Annotated in this window: 21 protein-coding genes and 1 pseudogene; 14 read left to right on the top strand and 8 right to left on the bottom strand. The window is 68.9% G+C overall.

The window, feature by feature from the left end:
• Positions 1 to 10 precede the first annotated feature (10 nt).
• On the top strand, positions 11 to 778 hold the full coding sequence (locus tag CSW62_RS20005) for an ABC transporter ATP-binding protein (RefSeq protein WP_099580857.1): 768 nt from the start codon (positions 11 to 13) through the stop codon (positions 776 to 778).
• Positions 775 to 2,325, top strand: coding sequence for a hypothetical protein (locus tag CSW62_RS20000; RefSeq protein ID WP_099580855.1), 1,551 nt, complete (start codon positions 775 to 777; stop codon positions 2,323 to 2,325). The genes CSW62_RS20005 and CSW62_RS20000 overlap by 4 nt, the downstream gene beginning before the upstream one ends.
• 16 nt (positions 2,326 to 2,341) lie before the next feature.
• Here CSW62_RS20000 and CSW62_RS26220 read toward each other — a convergent pair.
• The 3 genes and pseudogenes from CSW62_RS26220 to CSW62_RS19990 form a co-directional block, all read right to left on the bottom strand.
• Positions 2,342 to 2,461 (bottom strand): annotated as a pseudogene (locus CSW62_RS26220) (hypothetical protein); the annotation flags it as partial.
• A gap of 5 nt (positions 2,462 to 2,466) precedes the next feature.
• Complete coding sequence (locus tag CSW62_RS19995; protein WP_099580853.1) at positions 2,467 to 4,731, bottom strand: PAS domain-containing protein; 2,265 nt, start codon at positions 4,729 to 4,731, stop codon at positions 2,467 to 2,469.
• 153 nt (positions 4,732 to 4,884) lie between these two features.
• Positions 4,885 to 6,339 carry a DEAD/DEAH box helicase gene (locus CSW62_RS19990; RefSeq protein ID WP_099580851.1) on the bottom strand — a complete coding sequence of 485 codons (1,455 nt, stop codon included), beginning with the start codon at positions 6,337 to 6,339 and terminating at the stop codon, positions 4,885 to 4,887.
• A 279-nt stretch (positions 6,340 to 6,618) separates the two neighbouring features.
• Between CSW62_RS19990 and mutT the strand changes: the two genes are divergently transcribed.
• Together mutT and CSW62_RS19980 are read left to right on the top strand one after the other, a co-directional pair.
• On the top strand, positions 6,619 to 7,023 hold the full coding sequence (gene mutT, locus CSW62_RS19985; RefSeq protein WP_099580850.1) for an 8-oxo-dGTP diphosphatase MutT: 405 nt from the start codon (positions 6,619 to 6,621) through the stop codon (positions 7,021 to 7,023).
• Complete coding sequence (locus tag CSW62_RS19980; protein WP_369827505.1) at positions 7,020 to 7,175, top strand: Flp family type IVb pilin; 156 nt, start codon at positions 7,020 to 7,022, stop codon at positions 7,173 to 7,175. The genes mutT and CSW62_RS19980 overlap by 4 nt, the downstream gene beginning before the upstream one ends.
• Here CSW62_RS19980 and CSW62_RS19975 read toward each other — a convergent pair.
• Positions 7,172 to 8,086 carry a methyltransferase domain-containing protein gene (locus CSW62_RS19975; protein ID WP_099580846.1) on the bottom strand — a complete coding sequence of 305 codons (915 nt, stop codon included), beginning with the start codon at positions 8,084 to 8,086 and terminating at the stop codon, positions 7,172 to 7,174. The genes CSW62_RS19980 and CSW62_RS19975 overlap by 4 nt on opposite strands.
• On the opposite strand from CSW62_RS19975, the gene CSW62_RS19970 reads away from it, so the two are divergent.
• Genes CSW62_RS19970 through CSW62_RS19955 form a run of 4 tightly spaced genes read left to right on the top strand, consistent with a single transcriptional unit; the run spans position 8,086 to position 10,420 of the window.
• Complete coding sequence (locus tag CSW62_RS19970) at positions 8,086 to 8,862, top strand: ComF family protein (RefSeq protein ID WP_099580844.1); 777 nt, start codon at positions 8,086 to 8,088, stop codon at positions 8,860 to 8,862. The two genes, CSW62_RS19975 and CSW62_RS19970, sit on opposite strands and share 1 nt — an antisense overlap.
• Positions 8,863 to 8,893: 31 nt before the next feature.
• Positions 8,894 to 9,148: a glutaredoxin 3 gene (gene grxC / locus CSW62_RS19965; RefSeq protein ID WP_099580842.1), complete on the top strand. Its 255-nt coding sequence runs from the start codon at positions 8,894 to 8,896 to the stop codon at positions 9,146 to 9,148.
• The gene (locus CSW62_RS19960; RefSeq protein WP_099580840.1) at positions 9,145 to 9,966 is read left to right on the top strand and encodes a carbon-nitrogen hydrolase family protein; all 822 of its coding nucleotides are present in this window, start codon (positions 9,145 to 9,147) and stop codon (positions 9,964 to 9,966) included. The genes grxC and CSW62_RS19960 overlap by 4 nt, the downstream gene beginning before the upstream one ends.
• Before the next feature lie 19 nt (positions 9,967 to 9,985).
• On the top strand, positions 9,986 to 10,420 hold the full coding sequence (locus CSW62_RS19955) for a DUF1178 family protein (RefSeq protein ID WP_099580839.1): 435 nt from the start codon (positions 9,986 to 9,988) through the stop codon (positions 10,418 to 10,420).
• Here the strand turns inward: CSW62_RS19955 and CSW62_RS19950 are convergent.
• The 4 genes from CSW62_RS19950 to ubiG all read right to left on the bottom strand — a co-directional run bounded on the left by CSW62_RS19950 (position 10,318) and on the right by ubiG (position 13,924).
• A complete protein-coding gene (locus tag CSW62_RS19950; protein WP_158235473.1) occupies positions 10,318 to 11,475 on the bottom strand; it encodes a glycosyltransferase family 87 protein in 1,158 nt (385 codons plus the stop codon). The genes CSW62_RS19955 and CSW62_RS19950 overlap by 103 nt on opposite strands.
• Positions 11,476 to 11,604: 129 nt before the next feature.
• On the bottom strand, positions 11,605 to 11,904 hold the full coding sequence (locus tag CSW62_RS19945; RefSeq protein ID WP_099580835.1) for a glycine zipper 2TM domain-containing protein: 300 nt from the start codon (positions 11,902 to 11,904) through the stop codon (positions 11,605 to 11,607).
• 121 nt (positions 11,905 to 12,025) lie between these two features.
• Complete coding sequence (locus tag CSW62_RS19940) at positions 12,026 to 13,039, bottom strand: glycine zipper 2TM domain-containing protein (RefSeq protein WP_099580833.1); 1,014 nt, start codon at positions 13,037 to 13,039, stop codon at positions 12,026 to 12,028.
• Positions 13,040 to 13,168: 129 nt separating this feature from the next.
• Positions 13,169 to 13,924 (bottom strand): bifunctional 2-polyprenyl-6-hydroxyphenol methylase/3-demethylubiquinol 3-O-methyltransferase UbiG, encoded by a 756-nt coding sequence (gene ubiG, locus CSW62_RS19935; protein ID WP_099580831.1) that lies wholly within the window; start codon positions 13,922 to 13,924, stop codon positions 13,169 to 13,171.
• Positions 13,925 to 13,989: 65 nt separating this feature from the next.
• Here ubiG and CSW62_RS19930 point away from each other — a divergent pair, with 65 nt between their 5' ends.
• From CSW62_RS19930 to ptsP, 6 genes are all read left to right on the top strand, one after another.
• Positions 13,990 to 14,829, top strand: a complete 840-nt coding sequence (locus CSW62_RS19930; RefSeq protein ID WP_099580829.1) for a hypothetical protein — start codon at positions 13,990 to 13,992, stop codon at positions 14,827 to 14,829.
• A gap of 116 nt (positions 14,830 to 14,945) precedes the next feature.
• Positions 14,946 to 16,193: an aspartate kinase gene (locus tag CSW62_RS19925; protein WP_099580827.1), complete on the top strand. Its 1,248-nt coding sequence runs from the start codon at positions 14,946 to 14,948 to the stop codon at positions 16,191 to 16,193.
• A gap of 77 nt (positions 16,194 to 16,270) precedes the next feature.
• The gene (locus tag CSW62_RS19920) at positions 16,271 to 16,735 is read left to right on the top strand and encodes a hypothetical protein (RefSeq protein WP_099580825.1); all 465 of its coding nucleotides are present in this window, start codon (positions 16,271 to 16,273) and stop codon (positions 16,733 to 16,735) included.
• A 65-nt stretch (positions 16,736 to 16,800) separates the two neighbouring features.
• Complete coding sequence (locus tag CSW62_RS19915) at positions 16,801 to 17,748, top strand: DMT family transporter (RefSeq protein ID WP_099580823.1); 948 nt, start codon at positions 16,801 to 16,803, stop codon at positions 17,746 to 17,748.
• Positions 17,749 to 17,889: 141 nt separating this feature from the next.
• On the top strand, positions 17,890 to 18,264 hold the full coding sequence (locus CSW62_RS19910) for a hypothetical protein (protein WP_099580821.1): 375 nt from the start codon (positions 17,890 to 17,892) through the stop codon (positions 18,262 to 18,264).
• A 241-nt stretch (positions 18,265 to 18,505) separates the two neighbouring features.
• Entirely contained in the window at positions 18,506 to 20,770 is a 2,265-nt protein-coding gene (gene ptsP, locus CSW62_RS19905) for a phosphoenolpyruvate--protein phosphotransferase (protein WP_099580819.1), read from the top strand.
• Positions 20,771 to 20,815 lie beyond the last annotated feature (45 nt).

Raw genomic sequence — 20,815 nt, 5'->3', positions numbered from 1 at the left:
ATTGCGTGTTTTGGGGGCGGATTTGACGGAAGCCTTGATCGTTCGCGGGTTGAACAAGACGTTCGCCAAGCCCGCGGTGTCCGACCTCGACCTGACGGTCCACGCGGGCGAGCTCTATGCGCTGCTGGGACCCAATGGGGCCGGCAAGACCACCACCTTGCGGATGGTCGCCGGCCTGACCCAGCCCGATAGCGGCGAGGTGGCGATCTTCGGCGTCGACGCCCGCAAGGATCCGGCGGGGGCCAAGGCCCTGCTGGCCTGGGCGCCGGACGAGGCGATGATCTACGACAAGCTCAGCCCGCTTGAATATCTGGAGTTCGTCGCGGGCCTCTGGAACATAGAGCCCAAGGCGGCGAAGGCGAAGGCCGAGCAGTTGCTGGAGACCCTGGGCCTGACCAGCGAGGCGCGGCGGCGGTGCGAAGGCTTCTCGCGCGGCATGAAGCAGAAGGTCGCCCTGGCCGGGGCGCTGATCCACGATCCCAAGCTGCTGATCCTGGACGAGCCGCTGACCGGCCTGGACGCCGCCGCCGCGCGCCTGGTCAAGGACATGCTGCAGGCCCGTGTCGACGCCGGCGGCACGGTGATCCTGACCACCCACATTCTCGAAGTCGCCGAGCGCATGTCCGACCGTATCGGCATCATCGCCGGCGGCCGCCTGCTGGCCGAGGGCACGCTGGACGAGCTGCGCGGCAAGGCCGGCGAGGCTAGCGGCCGCACCCTGGAAGACGTCTTCCTGCAACTGACCTCGGAAGCGGCCCCCGCGAGGATCGGCGCGTGAGCCTGCCGTTCAAGCCCGCCAGCACGCTGTGGCTGCTGGCCCACGAGCTGCGCCTGGCCTGGCGGGGCTTTCGCGCCGGCCGCAAGGGGCGGGGCCCCGGCGCGCTGATCGCCTTCGTGATCCTGGGCGGCCTGATCGTGGCCGGCGGCGTGGCCATGGGCCTGGCCCTGCGCGGCCAGGCGGTTCCGGTGGTCCCGCTGGCGGTGGTCATTGTCGACCTGGCGCTGGCGGTGATCCTTACGCTGATGCTGTCGACCACCCTGGCCGCCTCGGCCGACGCCCTCTACGAGCGCGGCGATCTGGATCTGCTGTTCTCCTCGCCGCTGGCTCCGCGCAAGGTGCTGTTTGTCCGGGCCTTGGGGCTGGCGGTCAATGCCGGCCTCTGGTTCATGATCCCGGCGGTGCTGCTGCTGACGCCGTCGATCGTGCTGGGACATCCGGCCTGGCTGGGCGTGTTCGTGGTGCTGGCCGCCGCGGCTCTCGGCGCTTCGGGTGTCGGGCTGCTGCTGGCCATGGCGCTGTTCGCCTTGATCGGTCCGCGCCGCACGCGCACGGTGGCCCAGGTGATGGCGGCCCTGATCGGCGCGGCCTTCTTCCTGGCCAGCCAGTACCGCAACCTGATGGGCCAGCAGGCCAGCGAGAGCCTGTTCGCCCGCGTCGCCACCGAGGCCCGCGAGGGCCGCATCCAGCCGCCGCCGTTCGCCGACCTGCCGCTGCGCGCGGCGCTGGGCGAGCCGGTCCCGCTGCTGATCTTGGTCGTGCTGGGCGCGGGGATCTTCCTGTTCGCCGCCCAGACCCTGGGCCGCAGCTTCGCCGACGCGGCCGCCGCTACGCAAGGGGCCGAGACCCGCAAGGGCGCCAAGGGGCCGACGCGAGCCTTCGCCGCAGGGCCGTTCCAGGCCACGGTTCGCAAGGAGCTGCGCCTGATCAGTCGAGACGCGGCCCTGCTGTCGCAGGTGCTGCTGCGAGTATTGTACATGCTGCCCCTGGCTCTGGTGCTGGCCCGCAGCGCCTCGCACATGCCGGTCTGGGCCCTGGCCGGGCCGGCCGCCGCCGTGACCTTCCTTGCCGGGCAGGTGGCCGGGAGCCTGGTCTGGATCACCGTCTCGGCCGAGGACACGCCCGACCTCTTGGCCATCGCGCCCGCGCCCATGAGCGTGCTGCGCCAGGCCAAGCTGACTGCCGCTCTCTTGCCCGTGGCCGTGCTGCTGGCCGTGCCGATCGCCGTGCTGGCCTGGTACGCGCCGCTGGCCGGACTATGGACCGCGATCGGCGCGGCGCTGTCGGCCTGGACCACGGGCCTGATCGGCGTCTGGTATCAGAAGCCCGGCAAGCGATCCGACTTTCGCCGTCGGCGCGGGGGCTCGCTGCTGGCGACCCTCGCCGAGCTGTTCATCGCCGCCCTGATCGGCGTGTCAACGGCGCTGGCCGTGGCCGGCTGGCTGGTCTGGGCTGTGCTGCCGCTGATCGTGGCCGGCGCGCTGATGATGGCGCTGCGCCGGACGGACGAGCAGATCGCGGCGGCGCTGAGGGCGGACTCGGCTTAGAGCGCCCCCTCCGTCTCGTCGCCCATCGGCGCCGATCCACCTCCCCCGCAAGCGAGGGAGGAGAAAGTCGGCTTGTCCTCACCCGTGAAACGGGGGAGGTGGCGCGATGCGGATACGCGTCGTGACGGAGGGGGCGCTAGTTCACGCCTCCAGCAAGGCCCTGATCCGGCAGACCACGCCGTCGGGGTGGAAATCGATCGCCGCCGAGCCGGACAGCTCCGCCGCCAGGCCGCGCTGGATCAGGCGCGAGCCGAAGCCGCGACGGGTGGGGACGCTGACCGGCGGACCGCCGCGTTCGACCCAGGTCAGGTCCAGTCGCGCCGGCCCCTGCTCGGGCGCCAGGTCCCAGGCGACGCGGACCTGGCCCTCCGGCGTCGACAGCGCCCCGTACTTCATGGCGTTGGTGGCCAGCTCGTGTAGCGCCATCGACAGCGACAGGGCGGTCTTGGGCGACAGGCGGACCGACGGCCCGCTCAGTTCGAAACGGTCGGCCCCCCCGTGCAGGGCGGCCAGGCGGGCCGTGACGTCGTGCAACTCGGCGCCTTCCCAGTTCTCGCGGGTCAGCAGGTCGTGGGCCTCGGAGAGGGCGACGATGCGGTTAGAGAACGCCTCCCGCGCCTGGTCCAGCGCATGGGCGCCATTGAAGCTCTGGGCGGCGATGGCCTGGATGGTGGCCAGGCTGTTCTTCACCCGGTGGTTCAACTCGTTGACCAGCAGGCGTAGGTGCAGCTCGGCGCGCTTGCGCTCGGTGATGTTGACCAGGGCGCCGACGATACGGTGCGGCTTGTCGTCGTCGCCGAAGAACACCTTGCCCTTCGCGCCCAGCCACCGTTCGACATGGTCGTCGCGGCCGATGACGCGATACTCGACGGCGTAGTCGGCGCGGAGGTCAGGATCCACGGCCCGCCTGGTCGTGTCGCGCACGCGATCGGAGTCGGCCGGATGGATCAGCCCGTAGACGGTCTCGCGATCCACCGGCTGGTCCAGCGTGAGGCCGAACATCTGGTAGCAGCGGTCGGAAAAGGTGAGCACGCCGGTGTCCAGGTCGAGGTCCCAGGTGCCGACGTCGGCGGCGTCGACGGCCTGGCGCAGGGTCTCTTCCTGACGCCGCTCGCGGTCTACCGCTTCGCGGCGCTCGGTGACGTCCGAAACGACGCCGACGAAGCGCACGCATTGGCCGCTCTCGAAGAAGGCGCGGCCGGAGATCTCCACCCAGCGCAGGGCGCCGTCGTCGTTGCGGTGGATGCGATATTCGAGGTTGATCGCGCCGCTGCCGGACGGATCCGTGGCGGCCGCCACGGCCGCGCGGACCCTTTGCCGATCGTCCGGATGCAGCAGCCGCTCGAAGGTCTCCTGCGAGGGCGCCTCGTCAGGCGACAGGCCGAAGATCGAGCGGGCGCGGGGGTCCCAGAAGCGCTGGCCGATATGGGGCTTGTGATCCCAGCGACCCATGCCGGCGGCCTGGGCGGCGAGATCCAGATCCATGCGCGCGGCGGCGAGCTCGGCCTCGACCGACTTGCGCTCGGTGATGTCGACGATGACGCCGGTGTTACGAGACGGCTGGCCGTCGTCGCCCAGATAGGCCCGGCCGCGCGTATAGACCCAGCGGATCGAGCCGTCCGCCTGCACCAGGCGGTATTCGTACGAGAAGTCGCCTCCCTCGTTGGCCGCCTTCACGGCGGTGTCGCGAACGGCGGGCCAGTCGTCGGGATGGACGGCCGGTGTGTAGCTCTGCACCGGCAGGCCGGCCTCGGCGAATTCGGGCGATACGTTGTGCAGCTCGGCGTAGCGGGCGTCGGCATAGACCTTATTGGCCTGGATGTCCCACTCCCAGGCCCCGACCACCCCGGCGACGTCGCGCGCCATCTCGTAGCGCTCCTGGGTGGTGCGCAGGGTCTGCTCGGCGGCCAAGGACTGCGAGACCTCCACCGCCGTGACCAGAACCCCGCCGACGCCGTTCGGCGCGGTCGCATCGGGGACGGGGCTGTAGCTGATGGTGAAGTAGCTGATCTCCTGGACCCCGCCGCGCGTCACCTTCAGGGGCAGCTTCTCGAAGGCGAAGCCGCCGCTGGTTCCGGCCAGGATGTCCTCGTGGAAGGCGCGGATCGAGGCCTGGAAGTCGGGCGAGGTCTGGTCCAGCCGCGCGCCCAGCGTCTCGGGATGCCGCTCGCGCAGGGCAGGGGCGTAGGCGTCGTTATAGATCAGAACGAGGTCCGGTCCCCAGCGCAGGGCCATCGGAAAGTTGGTGGCCAGGATCATGTCCACGGCCATGCGCAGGCTGGGCGACCAGGCGTCGCGGGGACCGATGGAGGTCTGGGACCAGTCGAAGGCGCGCACCCGCTCGGCCATCACACCGCCGGCGAGTCTGGTCAGCACAGGCGCGGCGCGCGGTTTGCCCTCGCCCATTCGCGGTTCCCCCATCCGGTCTTACGACCGGCCCTGGACAAGGTGAACCTATAGAGGGCGTGGATTCAAGCGCCGCTTTGGCGGGCGCTCATACGGAAGCGCCCGGAGAACGCGAAAGGCTCTCCGGGCGCAACTGCTTGTTCGAAATGAGGATTAATCGATCGGGGACCAGCGCTTTTCGGGCGCAGCGGCTGCGGGCTTGGGGCCGCGGAACTCGTTTCGGGGAGCCCCGGCCTTCTGGTCTTGGCCCTGACCGCGGCCTTGACCCTGACGCTGCGGGCCCTTGCCCTGAGCCGATTGTCCGCCGGCGGAGCGTCCACCGCCGCCGCCACCGCCACCGCCGCCACCGTTGCGGCCCCGGGGGCGTTGACGGCGCAGTTCCGACGGGACGTCGTTGCGCGGATCGGCCTTGCGCGGATCGACGTACTTCTCCGGCGGCGCCAGCTTGTCGGCGACGGCCGCGGCGGCGGCCAGGGCCTTGTCGTTGCGACGGTCGAAGGTCGGGATCACCTGGCGGGTGGCCTTCTGGATGTCCTTCAGCAGGCTGCGTTCGTCATCGGCGCAGAAGCTGATGGCGATGCCGTCCTTGCCCTTGCGGGCGGTGCGGCCGATCCGGTGGACATAGGCCTCCGGCACATTGGGCAACTCGTAGTTGATGACGTGGCTGACGTCGTTGACGTCGATGCCGCGCGCGGCGATGTCGGTCGCCACCAGGGCCCGCATCTCGCCGGCCTTGAAGGCGGCCAGGGCGCGCTCGCGCTGGCCCTGGGTCTTGTCGCCGTGGATCGAGGCGGCCTCGATGCCGGCGGCGTTCAGATACTTGGCCACGCGGTCGGCGCCGCGCTTGGTGCGGGTGAAGACGATCGTACGATCGACGCCCGGCTCGGCCAGGATCTCGGCCAGCAGCGGACGCTTGCGTTGCGCCTCGATGAACAGGACGCGCTGGTCGATGCGTTCCACGGTGGTGGCTTGCGGGGCGACCGAGACCTGCACCGGATCCTTCAGCAGTTCGGCGGCCAGCTTGCCGATCTCAGTCGGCATGGTGGCCGAGAAGAACAGGTTCTGGCGGTTCTTGGACATCTGGGCGGCGATCTTGCGGATCGGCACCACGAAGCCCAGGTCCAGCATCTGGTCGGCTTCGTCGAGCACGAAGATCTCGACGCCCGAGACGCTGGCCGACTTCTCGGCCATGTGGTCCATCAGGCGGCCGGGGGTGGCGACCAGCACGTCGATGCCGCCCGCCAGGGCCTTCATCTGCGGGCCGTACTTCACGCCGCCATAGATGGTGTGGACCGACAGGCCCATGTGGACGGCGTAGGCCTTGAAGTTGTCGGCGATCTGGGTGGCCAGTTCGCGGGTCGGCGACAGCACCAGGCAGCGGAAGCCGCGGCGCGGGGCCGGCATGCGGTTCTCGGCCAGGCGTTGCAGGATAGGCAGGGCGAAGGCGGCGGTCTTGCCGGTGCCGGTCTGGGCGATGCCCAGCAGGTCCTTGCCTTGCAGCACCACCGGGATGGCCTGGGCCTGGATCGGCGTCGGCTCCTTGTAGCCCTTCTCGGCAAGGGCCTTCAGCAGCGGCTTGGCCAGGCCAAGGTCAGAAAATTGAGTCACGTGTGTTTTGTCTTTCGTGCGCCGAAAAACAGCTCATGCGTCCTCGCACGGCTGGCCCCTCGGCTGGTCGTCGGGGGAGCGCCCCGCGTGCACGGGCGATCTAATGAGAATCTCTTCAGGGCGCTCGACAGGCTGGTCCGGAAACGGACCGTCACGCGGCTGGAGCACCGATAGCGCCAATGGGGCGCGAGGTGCATATCGCTTGTTGCAGTGCAAAAGTCAAGGAAGGCGGAGGTTGCGCCCCTTGCCAGCGTCGGAAGGCCGCGCCAAACCCGGCCCATGACCAAGCCGATCGTCCTCGTCGCCGCCGCCGCCCTGATCGATGTCGACGGACGCGTGCTGATCTGTCAGCGGCCTCAGGGCAAGTCGTTGGCCGGCCTTTGGGAGTTCCCGGGCGGCAAGGTCGAACCGGGCGAGACCCCCGAGGAATGCCTGATCCGCGAGCTGGACGAGGAGCTGGGCATCAAGGTCGCCCAGGCCTGCCTCGCGCCGTTCGTTTTCGCATCCCACGGTTACGACTCTTTTCACCTCATGATGCCACTCTACCTGCTGCGCCGCTGGGAAGGCCAAGTGACGCGCAAGGAGCATGAGGGCCTGGCATGGGTGAAACCAGACAAGCTTGCGGACTACCCGATGCCGCCGGCGGACGAGCCCCTCGTGGCATGGCTGCGCGATCTGTTGTGAAGCGTTTCTGGACCGATGAGTCCGGCGCGACCGCGATCGAATACGGCCTCATCATCGGACTGATCGCCCTGATCCTCGTGGGCGGCATGACGGCGTTCAGCGCCGCCACCAACAAGGCGCTGGGCAAGGCCTCCGAGGCCATCGGCACCTAGGGCGCAGGCTTCTCGCCCGCCGACTCTTCCTTGGCGCCCAGCGCATCGGCCAGGCGCATCTTGGCCGAGCCCGGCCGCAGCGGCTTCTGCTGGCTGTCATGCGGCGCCCAGCCCGTCACCGAGACGATCTCAAACGTCGCCGGCACCCGGCCATCGGCCTCGGCGAACCTTTCGACATAGAGCTCCATGGCCCGCAACAGCACCTTGCGGCCGAGCGGCTTGCGCGAGCGGTCCAGCAGCACGCTGGTCTCGCCCATAGCCCGCAGGTCCTGCAGCAGCTTGATCGGATGGGCGTAGCGGACCTTGACGCGGTCGACGTCGGCGACGGGCAAGGCAAAGCCGGCCCGCTGCAGCAGGCCGGCCGCGTCGATGGCGTCGGCGAACGGCGAGACCCGCATCGACGCGCCGTCGGTCAGCTCGGCCTCGGCGGCCAGCAGGCATTGGCGCAGCTCGGTCAGGGTGGCCCCGCCGAAGATCGCGCCCAGGAACAGGCCGTCGGGCCTAAGCGCCCGGCGGATCTGGATCAGGGCGCCGACCAGATCGTTGGTCCAGTGCAGCGCGAGCGTGGAGACCACCAGGTCCAGGGTCGCGTCGCCGAACGGCAGGCGCTCCTCGTCGGCGACCAGGCGCAGGGCTTCGCTGCCGCCTAACATTCGTTCCGAGAGATCCGCCTCGATCAGGGTGTCGATGTTGGCGCGGGCGTCGCTGTCGCTCAAGGCTTTGAAAAAATGGCCGTTTCTCGCGCCGAGGTCGACGGCGACCGGAAAGCGTCGCAGGATCGTCTCCAGCCGCATGACCACGTCCTGGGCCACGCGGGCCTTGAGAAAGTCGGCGGCGGCGTAGCCCGGCGCGGCGCGGTCGAGGCGGGCGCGATGCAGCGCGCGGTCGAAGAGCAGGGGAGAGGCGGTCATTGCGCGCGGAACATGGCGACTCCGAACGGTTCTGGAAAGCCGGACCTCTCATGTTTGGGTTCGGGCGCAGCGTGCTCGATCTGCTTTTGCCGCCATCGAGCCTGGACGGAGAGGCCGCGCTCAGTGGAGGGCTGACCGCCAGCGCCTTTTCGAAACTCACCTTTCTGGACGATCCGGTGTGCGATGGCTGCGGCTTGGCCATGGCTTACGAGCAGGCTGAGCGCTGCCCAGGCTGCCAGGCCAAGCCCAAGGCGTTCCAGCGCTGCCGCGCGGCCTGCGTCTATGACGAGCACTCGCGCGAACTGATCCTGAAGCTGAAGCACGCCGACCGCACCGACCTGGCCGGCCTGTTCGCGCGCTGGCTGTCGCGAGCCTCGGTGGACCTGCTGGCAGAGGGGGAGGCGGTGGTCCCCGTGCCCGTCCACCGTACGCGGATGCTGAGCCGCCGCTACAACCAAGCCGCCGAGATCGCCCGGCCGCTGGCCCGGATGGCGGGCTTGGCCTATCTGCCCGACGTCCTGATCCGCAAGCGCGACACCGACAGCCAGGGCGGCAAGTCGGCCTCGGGCCGGCGGCGCAATGTGGCGGCCGCTTTCGCCGTCCCCGAGGCGCGGCGCCACCGGGTTGTCGGCCGGCGGATCGTTCTGATTGATGACGTGTTGACCACCGGAGCCACGGCGGAAGGCTGCGCGCGAGCGCTTCTGGCGGCCGGGGCCGCGTCGGTGACGCTTTCCGTCGTCGCCCGCGTTACAGAAATGCAGGCGCGTCCTATATGAGGACGCACAACACCAGGGTAGCGACCGTTTCATGGCTCATATCACCATCTACACCCGTCCGTTCTGCGGCTACTGCGCCCGGGCTCTGGCTCTGCTGACCGATAAGGGCGCCGACTTCACCGAGGTCGAGGCCGGCATGGATCCCAAGCTGCGCCAGGAGATGATGGACCGTTCGGGCCGCACCACCTTCCCGCAGATCTTCATCGGCGAGCAGCACATCGGCGGCTGCGACGACATGATGGCCCTCGAGCGCGAGGGCAAGCTGGACCAGATGCTGGCCGCATGACGCTGAAGGTCGGTCTGATCCAGACCCGGACGCCCGCGACCCACGCGGCGGCGCTGGCCCATGTCGCGCCGCTGGTTCGCGAGGCGATCGGGCAGGGCGCCCAGTTCGTGCTGACCCCCGAATGCACCAACGTGCTGCAGAAGGATCGGAGCAAGCTGCTCCCGACCCTGACAGCGCTGGAGGACGATCCGGTCGTGAGCGGTCTGCGCGAGATCGCGGCCGAGACCGGGACGTGGATCGACGTCGGCTCGGCGCTGGTCCGGCGTGAAGATGGCAAGGCGGCCAACCGCCAGGTCGTGATCGATCCGACCGGCGCGATCGTCGCCACCTACGACAAGCTGCACATGTTCGACGTGGACTTGCCCACCGGAGAGACGGCGCGGGAGTCTGCGACCTACACGCCCGGCGACAAGGCCGTGGTCGTCGAGACGCCGCTCGCCAGGTTCGGCCTGACCATCTGCTACGACATGCGCTTCCCAGCGCTGCACCGCGCCCTGGCGCTGGCGGGCGCGACGGTGATCACCGCGCCGGCCGCCTTCACCCGTCCGACGGGCGAGGCGCACTGGGACGTGCTGCTGCGGGCGCGCGCCATCGAGACCGGCTCGTTCGTCATCGCCGCCGCCCAAGGCGGTTTCCATGAGGACGGTCGCGGCACCTGGGGCCGCTCGATCGTCGTCGGGCCCTGGGGCGAGGTGATCGCCAAGCTTGACCACGACGAGCCCGGCGTGCTGATGGCCGACCTCGAACTGTCCGCCGCCCTGTCGGCGCGGGCGGCGATCCCGGTCCTCCAGAACGCCAGGCCTTTCGTCGGGCCGTAAAGCTCGCCATCTATAGCCCATGATCAAGTACGCGCTTCAGTGCGACGCGGCCCATGAGTTCGAGGGCTGGTTCGGTTCGTCGTCGGACTATGACGACCAGTCCGCGCGCGGCCTTGTCGACTGTCCGATCTGCGGCTCGCGCGGCGTCTCCAAGCAGATCATGGCCCCGGCCGTGGCCGGGACGAAGGCGCAGAGCTCGGCGCCCGCGATCGACCCCAAGGCGCGCGAGATGATGATGACGGCCCTGGGCGAGGTCCGGCGGCACGTCGAGGACAACTTCGACTATGTCGGCGACGCCTTCGCCAAGGAGGCCCGCGCCATCCACGAGGGCACGTCGGAAGAGCGCGGCATCTACGGCGAGGCGTCGCCCACCGAGGTCAAGGCGCTGGTCGAGGACGGCGTGCGCGTCGCGCCCCTGCCGCCGCCCGCGCCGAAGAAGACCGACGTGAACTGAAGGTCCCCGCCCAGCACGGGCAGGATCAAGGCCGCGATCAGCGACAGCGCGCCGGCCGAGATGTTCAATCCATAGACCGCCGCCGCGACCGCGTAGGCCAGCCACCGGCGATCCTTTATCCGCGCGACATAGGCCGCGACCGCCGGGGCCAGCAGGGCCAGCTCGTAGTTCATGGCGTAGGGCGAGATCAGCAGCGCTCCGCCCAGCAGCGCGATGAGCTGATCGGGCCAGACAGCGTCGCGTCGGAAGGCCGTCCACACGCCCCACAGCACAGCGGGCGCCAGCAGATAGGCCCAGGCGCCGTTCAGGCCCAGGGCCGTCAGCTTCGCATAGGGGGTGATGGCGGTGTCCAGCAGGCCTTGCTCCGCCACGATCCGGTTGAAGCGTGGCAGGGCGGCGAGCCAGTCGATCCAGGCCTGAAGCCCGAACAGGCCGGCCGAAGCCGTGCAGATCAGCAGGCCCCACCCGCCGGTGAACAGGATGGTCCGCCACTGGCCTTGGGCGGCCAGGGCGATCGGCAGCAGGACCAGCAGTTGCGGCTTGATCGACGCGGCGATAGCAAACAACAGGCCCGCGATCGAGGGCCGCTCTCGGAACGACAGGCCCAGCACGACCAGGCCGGCGATCAGCGGGCTGAGTTGGCCGCAGAAGACGGCGAACGCCACCGTCGGCAGCAGCACCTGCCACCAAGGCGCGCGGATACGCGCCGCCGCCGTCGCCATGACCCCCAGGCTCAGCACCATCAGCGTCAAGTAGCTGGCCATGAAAGGCAGTTTCGACAGCGGCGCGAACAGCAGCAGGGCAGAGGGCGGGTTGATGTAGGGCCGCAGCACCCCGTCGGCCGCGCTCAGGCCCTGGCGTTCAGATAGGTACTGGAAGTCGTAGAGGCGGGAGGGTTCGGCCAGGGCCACGCGCCCGCCGTTCCAGAAGCACAGGAAGTCGACGCCGGCGGGCTGGAGCGTCAGGTTGCGCGCCACCATCACGCTGAGCAGGGCGAACATCGCTAGCAGCGCCGCCAGCAGCACGCGGCGGTCGGTCTTGGGCCCGGAGGGCATTGGGAGCTCGGACTGCGCCATCGCCCCAAGGGTCGCCGCCAAGTCTCAAGGTCGTCTTAAAGGCCCAAACACGAAGGGCGCCGGACCTTTCGATCCGACGCCCTTTTGTCTGTCCGTGACCGCGCGCTTTTAGCGGTAGCGGTACTCGTAGTGGCACTTCTTCTTGTTCTTGCCGATCTCGTGACCGGCGACGGCGCCGACGCCAGCGCCCAGCAGGGCGCCTTCGGTCTTGTTGCCATGGCCGGCGACGGTGTTGCCGAGCAGGGCGCCGCCGAGACCGCCGATGATGGCGCCGTTCTTGGCCTTGGACTTGTTGCAGACCAGGACGCGCTCACGGCGGTTCTGGGCTTCGGCGGCGGTGATGGCCACGCTGCTGACGGTGAAACCGACGACGGTGGCCAGGACGATGGTCTTCAGGCGGGCGCGCATGGCGGGCTCTCCGATTAATTGCTTTTGTAAGATCCCTCGGTGCGTAAACGCCCAAGCTGACGGTCGGTTGCCAATTTGTCGGCAAGTCGACCGTCAGCTCGGGTCTTACGGCTTCGAACGACTAGCCCTCGACGCGATAGCGACCGTCGGCGTCGGGACAGACGCGGATGTAACGGGTCTCGACGCGGCCGTTGTATTCGGTGGGCGCCGGGGCCAGACGGCAGCGCTCGCTGGCGGTGGCGGTGCGGCCATCGCTGTAGCGGTACGGCTGGGTCTGCTCGTAGCTGTAGTAGTTGCCGCGCGTGTCGCACTTGGCCGAGGCGTTACCCACGGCCGCGCCGACACCGGCGCCGACCAGGGCGCCCAGCACGGTGCCTTCCGGACGAGCGTTGCGGGCGGCGACGTTCGAGCCCAACACGCCGCCGGCCAGGGCGCCGATCACGCCGCCAACGGTGGCGTTCCGCTTGGCGTCCTGACGGCAGTCGTTCGGCGACGCGACGTTGGCGTTGGTGTCGATGCTGTAGGCGCCGGCATAGGGCGCGGCGAAGCGCGAGCCCTCGCCCGGATTGCGGCGGTCATAGGCGCCATTGCCGTAGCGGCGATCATAGCTATCGCGGGCCGAGGTGTAGCGGTCGCGATCACGCTCCCACTGCTGGCGGCCCGGATCGTAGCTCGAGCCCGAGGCGTAGCTCACGCCGCTGGTGCGGAAGCGGTCGGCGTCACGGGGATGGCGGCGGTCATAGGCGCCGTCGCCATTGCGGCGGTCATAGTCGTAGCGGGCGCGCTCATAGTTGGCGCGGGCCCGTTCGAACGCGGCCTGCTCGGAATAGTAGGCGGCGCTCTCACGATACTGGGTCGTGGTGTAGCGCGTCGCATAGGTCGGATAGCGACGGTCATAGGCGCCGCGGCCGTAGCGACGATCATAGTCCTCGCGGGCCTGGACGTAGTTGGCGCGGTCGCGCTCATAGGCGTCCTGGCGGTCCTGATACTCGGCGACCTTGTCGTAGTAGTTGGAGCGCTGAGCGTCGTAGTTCTGAAGGCTGCGCTGGTACGCGGAATCCTGGGCGAAAGCGGGCGCGATCGCGCCAAACGCCACGGTCGTCGCGAGCAGCGCGGCGATGGTCTTGGAAGTCATGAGAAGTCTCCGTTCCCTCTAGAACGGATCGACGGCCGACCCCCCGATCGTTGGGTCGCCAATCCGAGTTCAAGTCCCTGTGCGGAGAGAAGCCCCGCCTCGGGCCGAAGTTCCCGGCTCAGCTTCGTTTCAACCTCTGGTGACGGTCATCATGTAGTTGATGTCGGAATCGGCCGACCGACGCCACCGTCCCGTCAGCGGATTGTAGGACACGCCGAACGGCCCCTGCATCTCGACCGGTTCGCCGGCCAGGAAGGCGCGCAGCTCTTCGGGCTTGAGGAACTGCTTCCAGTCGTGGGTGCCCGGGGGCACCCAACGCAGCACGTATTCGGCGCCGATCTTGGCTAGGGCCAGGGCCTTCAGCGTCCGGTTCAGGGTGGCGACGATCATCAGGCCGCCAGGCTTGAGCAGCTTGGCGCAGGTGCGCAGGAACTCGCCCGGATCGGCGACATGCTCGATGACCTCCATGGTCAGGACGACGTCGAACGGACCCGCGCCCTCGGCCAGCAGCTGCTCGGCGGTCGCCGGACGGTAGCCGATCTCAAGCCCCTGCTCGGACGCGTGGGTCGCGGCCGTCTTGATGTTCTTCTCCGAGGCGTCGATGGCGGTGACCGCGAAGCCCAGCCGCGCCATGGGCTCGGACAGCAGGCCGCCGCCGCAGCCGATGTCGAGCAGAGAGAGGCCCTCGAACGGCTGGCGCAGCGTTCCGTCGCGGTCAAACCGCGCCAGGGCCTCTTCGCGGATGAAAGCCAGGCGGCAGGGGTTGAACACGTGCAGCGGCGCGAACTTGCCCTTGGGATCCCACCACTCGGCGGCGATGGCCGAGAACCGCGCCACGTCGGCGGGGTCGATGCTCCAGGAGGGCGTGGAGGTGGTATCCGTCATGAAGCCAATCTAGAGCGACGAAGGCGCGCGGGCTAGGGTCCGCCCCGTCGTTCTAGGGAAAGCCGATGAAGTCCTTGTTCCTTGCCGCCATGCTGGCCGCCCTCGCTGCGCCCGCCGTGGCCCAGGAGCCTGCCCTGAAAACCGTGGAAATGCGCCGCCTGGACGCGCCCGAGGCCAACCAGGGCGTGGCGGTCGACAAGACCCACCTCTACGCCATCGATAACGGCAGGATCGCCCGCTACGACAAGGCCACGGGCGTCAAGCAGACCGAGTGGACGGGCGACCCGGTGCGTTTCAAGCACCTGAACGCCTGCCTGATCGTCGGCAAGGACCTGGTCTGCGCGGGCTCGAACTATCCCAGCGTGCCCCAGAACAGCGCCGTCGAGCTGTTCGATCCGGTGAAGATGACCCACAAGCGGACCGTGCCGCTGGGGCCGGGGATCGGCTCGCTGACATGGGTCGACCGCCACGACGGCTTCTGGTGGGCGATGTTCGCCAACTACGACGCCAAGGGTGGGGAGCCCGGGCGCGACCATCGCTGGACCACCCTGGTGAAGTTCGACGACCAGTGGCGGCGCGTTGGGGCCTGGGCCCTGCCGGCGGCGGTGCTGGAGCGCATGGCGCCCTATAGCTGCTCGGGCGGCGGGTTCGGTGACGACGGCCTGCTCTATGTCACCGGCCACGACCGGCCCGAAATGTATGCCCTGGCGATTCCCACCGAGGGCGGGGCGACGCTGGACCTGGTGACGACCTTGTCGATTCCGGTCGAGGTCCAGGCCATCGCCTGGGATCGAAGCGGGGACCCTCACGCCAGGCGCACGCTGTGGGGCGTCAACCGCGCCACCCGCCAGGTGGTGGCGTTCACGGTTCCGCCGGTCCCGGACGTTTCGGCGTCCCGAAAATAACAGCCGGCGGCATTGCGGCGCCGCATCAAGGTCGCTAGAAGGCGGCGGCTTGCGCGAGCGGGGGCGTTGCGCCGCCTTCCGCGCAAGAATTGACCGGTTTTCGAGGTGACAGGCACGTGTCTCGGTTGGTGATGAAGTTCGGCGGCACGTCGGTGGCCGACCTGGAGCGCATCCGTCGGGTGGCGCGTCTGGTCGCGGCCGAGGTGGCGACGGGCAAGCAGGTGGCGGTGGTCGTCTCGGCCATGTCGGGCAAGACCAATGAACTGGTCGCCTGGACCGACGGCGCGGGCCGCGCCGCCCAAGGGCTTCCCGAGTCGGACGACGAATACGACGCCATCGTCGCCTCGGGCGAGCAGGTGACCGCCGGCCTGCTGGCCATGACCCTGCGCAACATGGGCCACAAGGCCCGCTCGTTCCTGGGCTGGCAGGTGCCGATCATCACGGACGAGGCCCATGGCCGCGCCCGTATCGAGGACATTCCGCCCGCCAATCTGGAAGCCTGCTTCGCGAGCGGCGAGATCGCCGTCATCGCCGGCTTCCAGGGCGTGACCTCGAACCAGCGCATCACCACCCTGGGCCGGGGCGGCTCGGACACCTCCGCCGTGGCCATCGCCGCCGCCGTCAAGGGCGCTTGCGACATCTATACGGACGTGGACGGCGTCTACACGACCGACCCGCGGATCGAGAGCAAGGCCAAGCGCCTGGCCAAGATCAGCTACGAAGAGATGCTTGAAATGGCCTCGCTGGGGGCCAAGGTGCTGCAGACCCGCTCGGTCGAGATGGCCATGGCCCATCGCGTCCCGGTGCGGGTGCTGTCGAGTTTCGTCGAACCGGGCGAAGCCCCGGGCCAAGGTACGATCGTCTGCGACGAGGAAGAAATCATGGAAAAGCGCATCGTCTCGGGCGTCGCCTACAGCCGCGACGAAGCCAAGATCACCCTGCTGGGCCTGCCCGATCACCCGGGCGTGTCCTCGCAGATCTTCGGCCGTCTCGCCGACGCCAACGTCAATGTCGACATGATCGTGCAGTCGCGCGCCCGCAGCGCCGCGACCGCTAACATGGAGTTCACGGTCGGCAAGCGTGACGCCGCCCGCGCCGTGGAAATCGTCCAGGCCGCCCGTGACGAGATCGGCTTCGAGGACGTCGCGGTCAACGAGGACGTCGCCAAGGTCTCGGTGATCGGCGTCGGCATGCGCAGCCACGCCGGCGTCGCCCAGTCGATGTTCCAGGCCCTGGCCGAAAAGAACATCAACATCCAGGTCATCTCGACCTCGGAGATCAAGATCTCGGTCCTGATCGACGCGGCCTATACCGAACTGGCCGTGCGCGCGCTGCACGCGGTGTACGGACTGGATCAGCTTTAGCGGCTTCGCCAACATTCGCCGTTGCCGAAACGTCGTGTTGTGACGTTAAGAAGACGCCGCAGCCGCTGAGAATCGCCATGTCCGACGTCTTCAAGTTCGATCCCGACGCCAAGACCGTCACCTTCCACGGCGACGCCGGTCTGGACCTGCTCTACGACCTGTTGCTGCGCGCCAAGTTCGGTGACGGCTATGAGAAGCCGCTGCTGATCAGCCCGTGGCTGGCGAAGCTGCTGAACCAGCTGGACCAGGCCCTGCCGGACGACGGCCAGTGGTTCCCGGAAAAGCCCGGCCAGCCGATCTTCGACACCGACGACCTGCTGGCCATGGGCGACGCGGTCATCGAGGAAGGTCACACCGTCGGCTGGTGGACCATGACCGAGGCCGAGAAGCGCGCCTATCTCCGCAACGTTGTCGCCGCCCCGCACCCGCTGACCGACCTCGAGGTCGAGTTCATCGAGAACGACATCGACGCGGCGCTGGAGCAGGCCCGCAAGCTGGTCGCCGACGCAGACGAGCCGCTGAGCCTGCCGGGGCACGGCTAAGCTTCTTTCCCTCAAGGGAGGGAAGGGAAGGCGCTAAGCCGCCATAGCTCTGCTATGCCAAACTTATGACCCCCTCCCGCAACCTCCTTCTCGGCCTGCTGTTCGGCCTGATCGCCGGCGCGTTCTGGGGTGGGGTGTTTCTGGCGCCGAAGCTGCTGGCCGACTTCACGCCGCTGCAGATGACGGCGGGGCGCTACATCGCCTACGGCCTGGCCTCGGCTGTGCTGCTGGCGCCGAGTTGGCGGACCGTGACGGGCAAGATGACTGTCAAGGACTGGCGCGATCTGGCCGCGCTGAGCCTGCTGGGCAACCTGATCTACTATGTCGGCCTGTCGGTCGCGGTGCAGAGCGCGGGCGTCGCCCTGGCCTCGCTGATCATCGGGCTCTTGCCGGTGACGGTGACCCTGGTTGGCGCAAAGCCGGGGCAGGGCGTTCCGCTCCGCCGCCTGGCCTTGCCGCTGGCGCTGGTCGTGGCGGGCGGGGTCTGCATCAATGTTTCGGTGTTCACGCAAGGCCAGGGCGTCGGCCTCAGCCGGCAGGTTGTCGGCGTGCTGGGCGCGACCCTGGCTCTGGCCATGTGGACCGCCTACGCCGTCTGGAACGCCCGCCGCCTGGCCGCGACGCCGAAGTTCAACAGCCACGAATGGTCGCTGCTGACGGGCCTAGCCACCGGCCTGCTGTCGCTGGTGCTGGTGATCCCCGCCTTCGCCTTGGGCGGCAAGGTCCACGCGCCCCCCGCCTGGGGCTGGTTCTGGATGGTCAGTTTCGCGGTGGCGATCGGCGCGTCGGTGATCGGCAACGGTCTGTGGAACGCCGCCAGCCGCCTGCTGCCGCTCAGCCTGTCGGGCCAGCTGATCGTGTTCGAGACGCTGTTCGCGCTGCTCTACGGGTTCCTGCACGAGGGGCGGTGGCCGCGCGGGCTGGAGACCGCCGCGATCGTGCTGATGCTGGCCGGCGTGCTGTGGTCGGTGCGACTGCATCGGCCGCCGAAAACGGCCCTGGCGGCGGCCTGAACCTTTTTCTCAACATGAAGCGAACCTGAACAGCGCGGTTCAGATCAGGTTCAAGCGCGGGGTCCTACAACGGACATCAACAGCGCCGCCCAGTCTCAGTTTCGGGAAAGGGGGCGACGCTTCTGGAATAGGAGCCCTGCCATGAAGACCATCGGCAAGTTCACCAAGACCATCGTCGCCGTCGCCATCACCGGCGCGCTGGTCGCCCCCGCCACCGCCGCCTTCGCGGGCGAGAAGACCGATCGCGCCATCGTTGGCGCCCTGATCGGCGGCGTCGCCGGCGCGGCCCTGGGTAAAGGCAAGGGCGAGGCGGTCGCCATCGGCGCCGTCGCCGGCGCGGCCCTGGGCGCGACGACCGCCAAGGACAAGTACGACCGTCGCTACAGCCAGGCGTACCGGACCGTGCCCCGCTACAGCGACAACCGCTACGGCCACGACAATCGCTACGCCTACGATCGCGGCGTCTACCGCAACGACCGTTACGACGCCCGTTACGCCTACGGCTATCGCCGCTAGGCCCCGCCTCTAGGCCGCTCGTGTCATGATCCCTCCTCGAGCGAGCTAACCTGCGCCGCCCCTGATCGGGGCGGCGCTTTTTCGTGCCGTCGCACCTAATCGCCGTTCGGTTGTCCGCGCCGGCTATCGCGCTGGCGGAATCTGCTGTAGCCCCCATCTGGAAGGCTTGGACCGGCCTTAACCCTTGGCGCTTCAAGCTGGGCTACACCGGTTCCAGGGAGAGGGAGCGCGTAAAGGCGTCATGGCGGCATCCGGCATCGCCGTTCGAGGACCACGCAGCCTGCTGCGGCAGATACGCGAGGCCATGGCCGGCGGCGGTCCCGCCCAGGCCAAGCTCGACATGGTGGTGCGCACCATCGCCATCTCGATGGTCGCCGAGGTCTGCTCCATCTATCTGCGCCGCGCTTCCGGCGATCTCGAACTGTTCGCCACCGAGGGCCTGTCGCGCGAAGCCGTGCACGTCACCCGGATGAAGCCGGGCGAAGGCCTGGTCGGCGAGACCATGCGCCTGGGCCGGCCGCTGAACCTGTCCGACGCCGCCAGCCATCCGCAGTTCTCATACCGTCCGGAAACGGGCGAAGATCCCTACCACGCCTTCCTAGCCGTGCCGCTGCTGCGCGGCGGCCGGGCGATCGGCGTGCTGGTCGTCCAGAATCGCACCGAGCGCACCTATGACGAGGAGGAGGTCGAGGACCTCCAGATCATCGCCATGGTGCTGGCCGAGATGGTCAGCTCCAGCGAGCTTCTGGGCGCCGACGAGCTCAAGGACGTCGAGCTGGCGCCGCACAAGCCCGAGCGGCTGAAGGGTTCGCGCTTCGCCGAAGGTCTGGCTTACGGCGTGGCGGTGCTGCACGAGCAGCCGGTCGCGCCCGAGACCCTGCTGTCCGACGACGCCCTGGCCGAGGAAGCGCGGCTGTCCTACGCCATCGAGGCGCTGCAGACCCAGATCGACCAGATGCTGGAGGGCCAGCACGGCCTGGTCGGCGCGTCGTACGAGGTGCTGGAGACCTACCGCCTGTTCGCCCACGACCGGGGCTGGAACCGGTCGCTGCAGGAGGCCGTGCGCTCGGGCCTGACCGCCGAGGCCGCCGTCGAGCGCGTGCGCTCCGAGCACCGCGCCCGCCTGGGCCAGGCCCGCGACCCCTATCTGCGCGAGCGGCTGCACGACCTGGAAGACCTCAACGACCGGCTGCTGCGCCACCTGTCGGGCGACGTCCACGCCGTGCGCAAGCTGCCGGACGACGCCATCCTGATCGCCCGCAACCTGGGGCCGGCCGACCTGCTGGAATACGACCGCACCAAGCTGAAGGGCATCCTGCTCGAGGAAGGCTCGGCCGCCAGCCACGCGGGCATCGTGGCCCGGGCGCTGGACATCCCGTGCGTCGGCCGCCTGGCCGGCCTGCGCGACAGGCTCAGCGAAGGCGACCCCGTCGTGGTCGACGCCGAGACCGCCGAGGCCTGGCTTCGCCCGCGTCCGGACGTCGTCAAGGCGCTGCGGGCCCGGATGGAGGTCCGCGCCCAGCGCAAGGCCGAGTTCGCCCGCCTGCGCGACACCCCGCCGATCACCAAGGACGGGGCCAAGATCACCCTGCTGATGAACGCCGGCCTGGCGGTCGATCTCGACATTCTGGCCGAGACCGGGGCGGAGGGCATTGGCCTGTTCCGCACCGAGTTCCAGTTCATGGTCGCCGAGGAGCTACCGCGTCTGGAGGCCCAGACGGCGCTCTACGAAAAGGTGCTGGAGGCCGCTAACGGCATGCCGGTGACCTTCCGGACGCTCGATCTCGGCGGCGACAAGCTGCTGCCGTACATGGAGCTGGAGCGCGAGGACAATCCAGCGCTGGGCTGGCGCGCCGTGCGCATGGGCCTCGATCGTCCGGCCCTGCTGCGCATGCAGATCCGCGCCCTGATCAAGGCCGCCGCCGGCCGGCCGCTGAAGGTCATGTTCCCGCTCGTGGCCAATGTCGACGAGTTCCGCGCCGCGCGCTCGTTCGTCGACCAGGAAGTGGCCTGGGCGCTGAAGCGCGGCCGCCCCGCGCCCTCGCGCCTGGATGTCGGAGCGATGATCGAGGCCCCGTCGCTGCTGTGGCATCTGGACGCACTACTGCCGATGACCGACTTTGTTTCGGTCGGCACCAACGACCTGATGCAGTACCTGTTCGCCGCCGACCGGGGCAATCCGAAGGTCTCGGACCGCTACGACCCGCTGTCGCCGGCCGCTCTGCGCGCCTTGAAGACCATCCAGCAGGCCTGCGCCGACACCGGCACGCCAGTCTCCGTCTGCGGCGAGATGGCGGGCCGTCCGCTGGAGGCCTTCACCCTGGTGGCCCTCGGTTTCGAGGCCCTTTCCATGCCGCCGGCCGGCATCGGACCCGTCAAGCAGATGGTCCTGTCGTGCGATCGCGAGGCCGCCCGGCGCAATGTCGAGGCCTTGCTGAAGGGCTCCGGCGGATCGCTGCGGGGGGAAATCGAGACTCTGGCGAGAAAGCTGTACGTTGCGGTGTGACGAAAGCTTGGCCGTTAACCAAGCGTCACCGTTTAGTACATTGAA

It is taken from the genome of Caulobacter sp. FWC2 (assembly GCF_002742625.1).
Taxonomy (GTDB): Bacteria; Pseudomonadota; Alphaproteobacteria; order Caulobacterales; family Caulobacteraceae; genus Caulobacter.
This window is presented reverse-complemented; position numbering and strand designations above follow the sequence as displayed.

What these genes read in the sequence shown, in the direction of transcription:
- CSW62_RS19975 (WP_099580846.1), bottom strand. Translation starts at nt 8,086, where the DNA reads ATGACCGCCTCTCCCCTGCTCTTCGACCGCGCGCTGCATCGCGCCCGC.
- CSW62_RS19995 (WP_099580853.1), bottom strand. Translation starts at nt 4,731, where the DNA reads ATGGGCGAGGGCAAACCGCGCGCCGCGCCTGTGCTGACCAGACTCGCC.
- CSW62_RS19940 (WP_099580833.1), bottom strand. Translation starts at nt 13,039, where the DNA reads ATGACTTCCAAGACCATCGCCGCGCTGCTCGCGACGACCGTGGCGTTT.
- ubiG (WP_099580831.1), bottom strand. Translation starts at nt 13,924, where the DNA reads ATGACGGATACCACCTCCACGCCCTCCTGGAGCATCGACCCCGCCGAC.
- grxC (WP_099580842.1), top strand. Translation starts at nt 8,894, where the DNA reads ATGGCTCATATCACCATCTACACCCGTCCGTTCTGCGGCTACTGCGCC.
- CSW62_RS19945 (WP_099580835.1), bottom strand. Translation starts at nt 11,904, where the DNA reads ATGCGCGCCCGCCTGAAGACCATCGTCCTGGCCACCGTCGTCGGTTTC.
- CSW62_RS19950 (WP_158235473.1), bottom strand. Translation starts at nt 11,475, where the DNA reads ATGCCCTCCGGGCCCAAGACCGACCGCCGCGTGCTGCTGGCGGCGCTG.
- CSW62_RS19955 (WP_099580839.1), top strand. Translation starts at nt 9,986, where the DNA reads ATGATCAAGTACGCGCTTCAGTGCGACGCGGCCCATGAGTTCGAGGGC.
- CSW62_RS19915 (WP_099580823.1), top strand. Translation starts at nt 16,801, where the DNA reads ATGACCCCCTCCCGCAACCTCCTTCTCGGCCTGCTGTTCGGCCTGATC.
- CSW62_RS19920 (WP_099580825.1), top strand. Translation starts at nt 16,271, where the DNA reads ATGTCCGACGTCTTCAAGTTCGATCCCGACGCCAAGACCGTCACCTTC.
- CSW62_RS19910 (WP_099580821.1), top strand. Translation starts at nt 17,890, where the DNA reads ATGAAGACCATCGGCAAGTTCACCAAGACCATCGTCGCCGTCGCCATC.
- CSW62_RS19930 (WP_099580829.1), top strand. Translation starts at nt 13,990, where the DNA reads ATGAAGTCCTTGTTCCTTGCCGCCATGCTGGCCGCCCTCGCTGCGCCC.
- mutT (WP_099580850.1), top strand. Translation starts at nt 6,619, where the DNA reads ATGACCAAGCCGATCGTCCTCGTCGCCGCCGCCGCCCTGATCGATGTC.
- CSW62_RS19960 (WP_099580840.1), top strand. Translation starts at nt 9,145, where the DNA reads ATGACGCTGAAGGTCGGTCTGATCCAGACCCGGACGCCCGCGACCCAC.
- ptsP (WP_099580819.1), top strand. Translation starts at nt 18,506, where the DNA reads ATGGCGGCATCCGGCATCGCCGTTCGAGGACCACGCAGCCTGCTGCGG.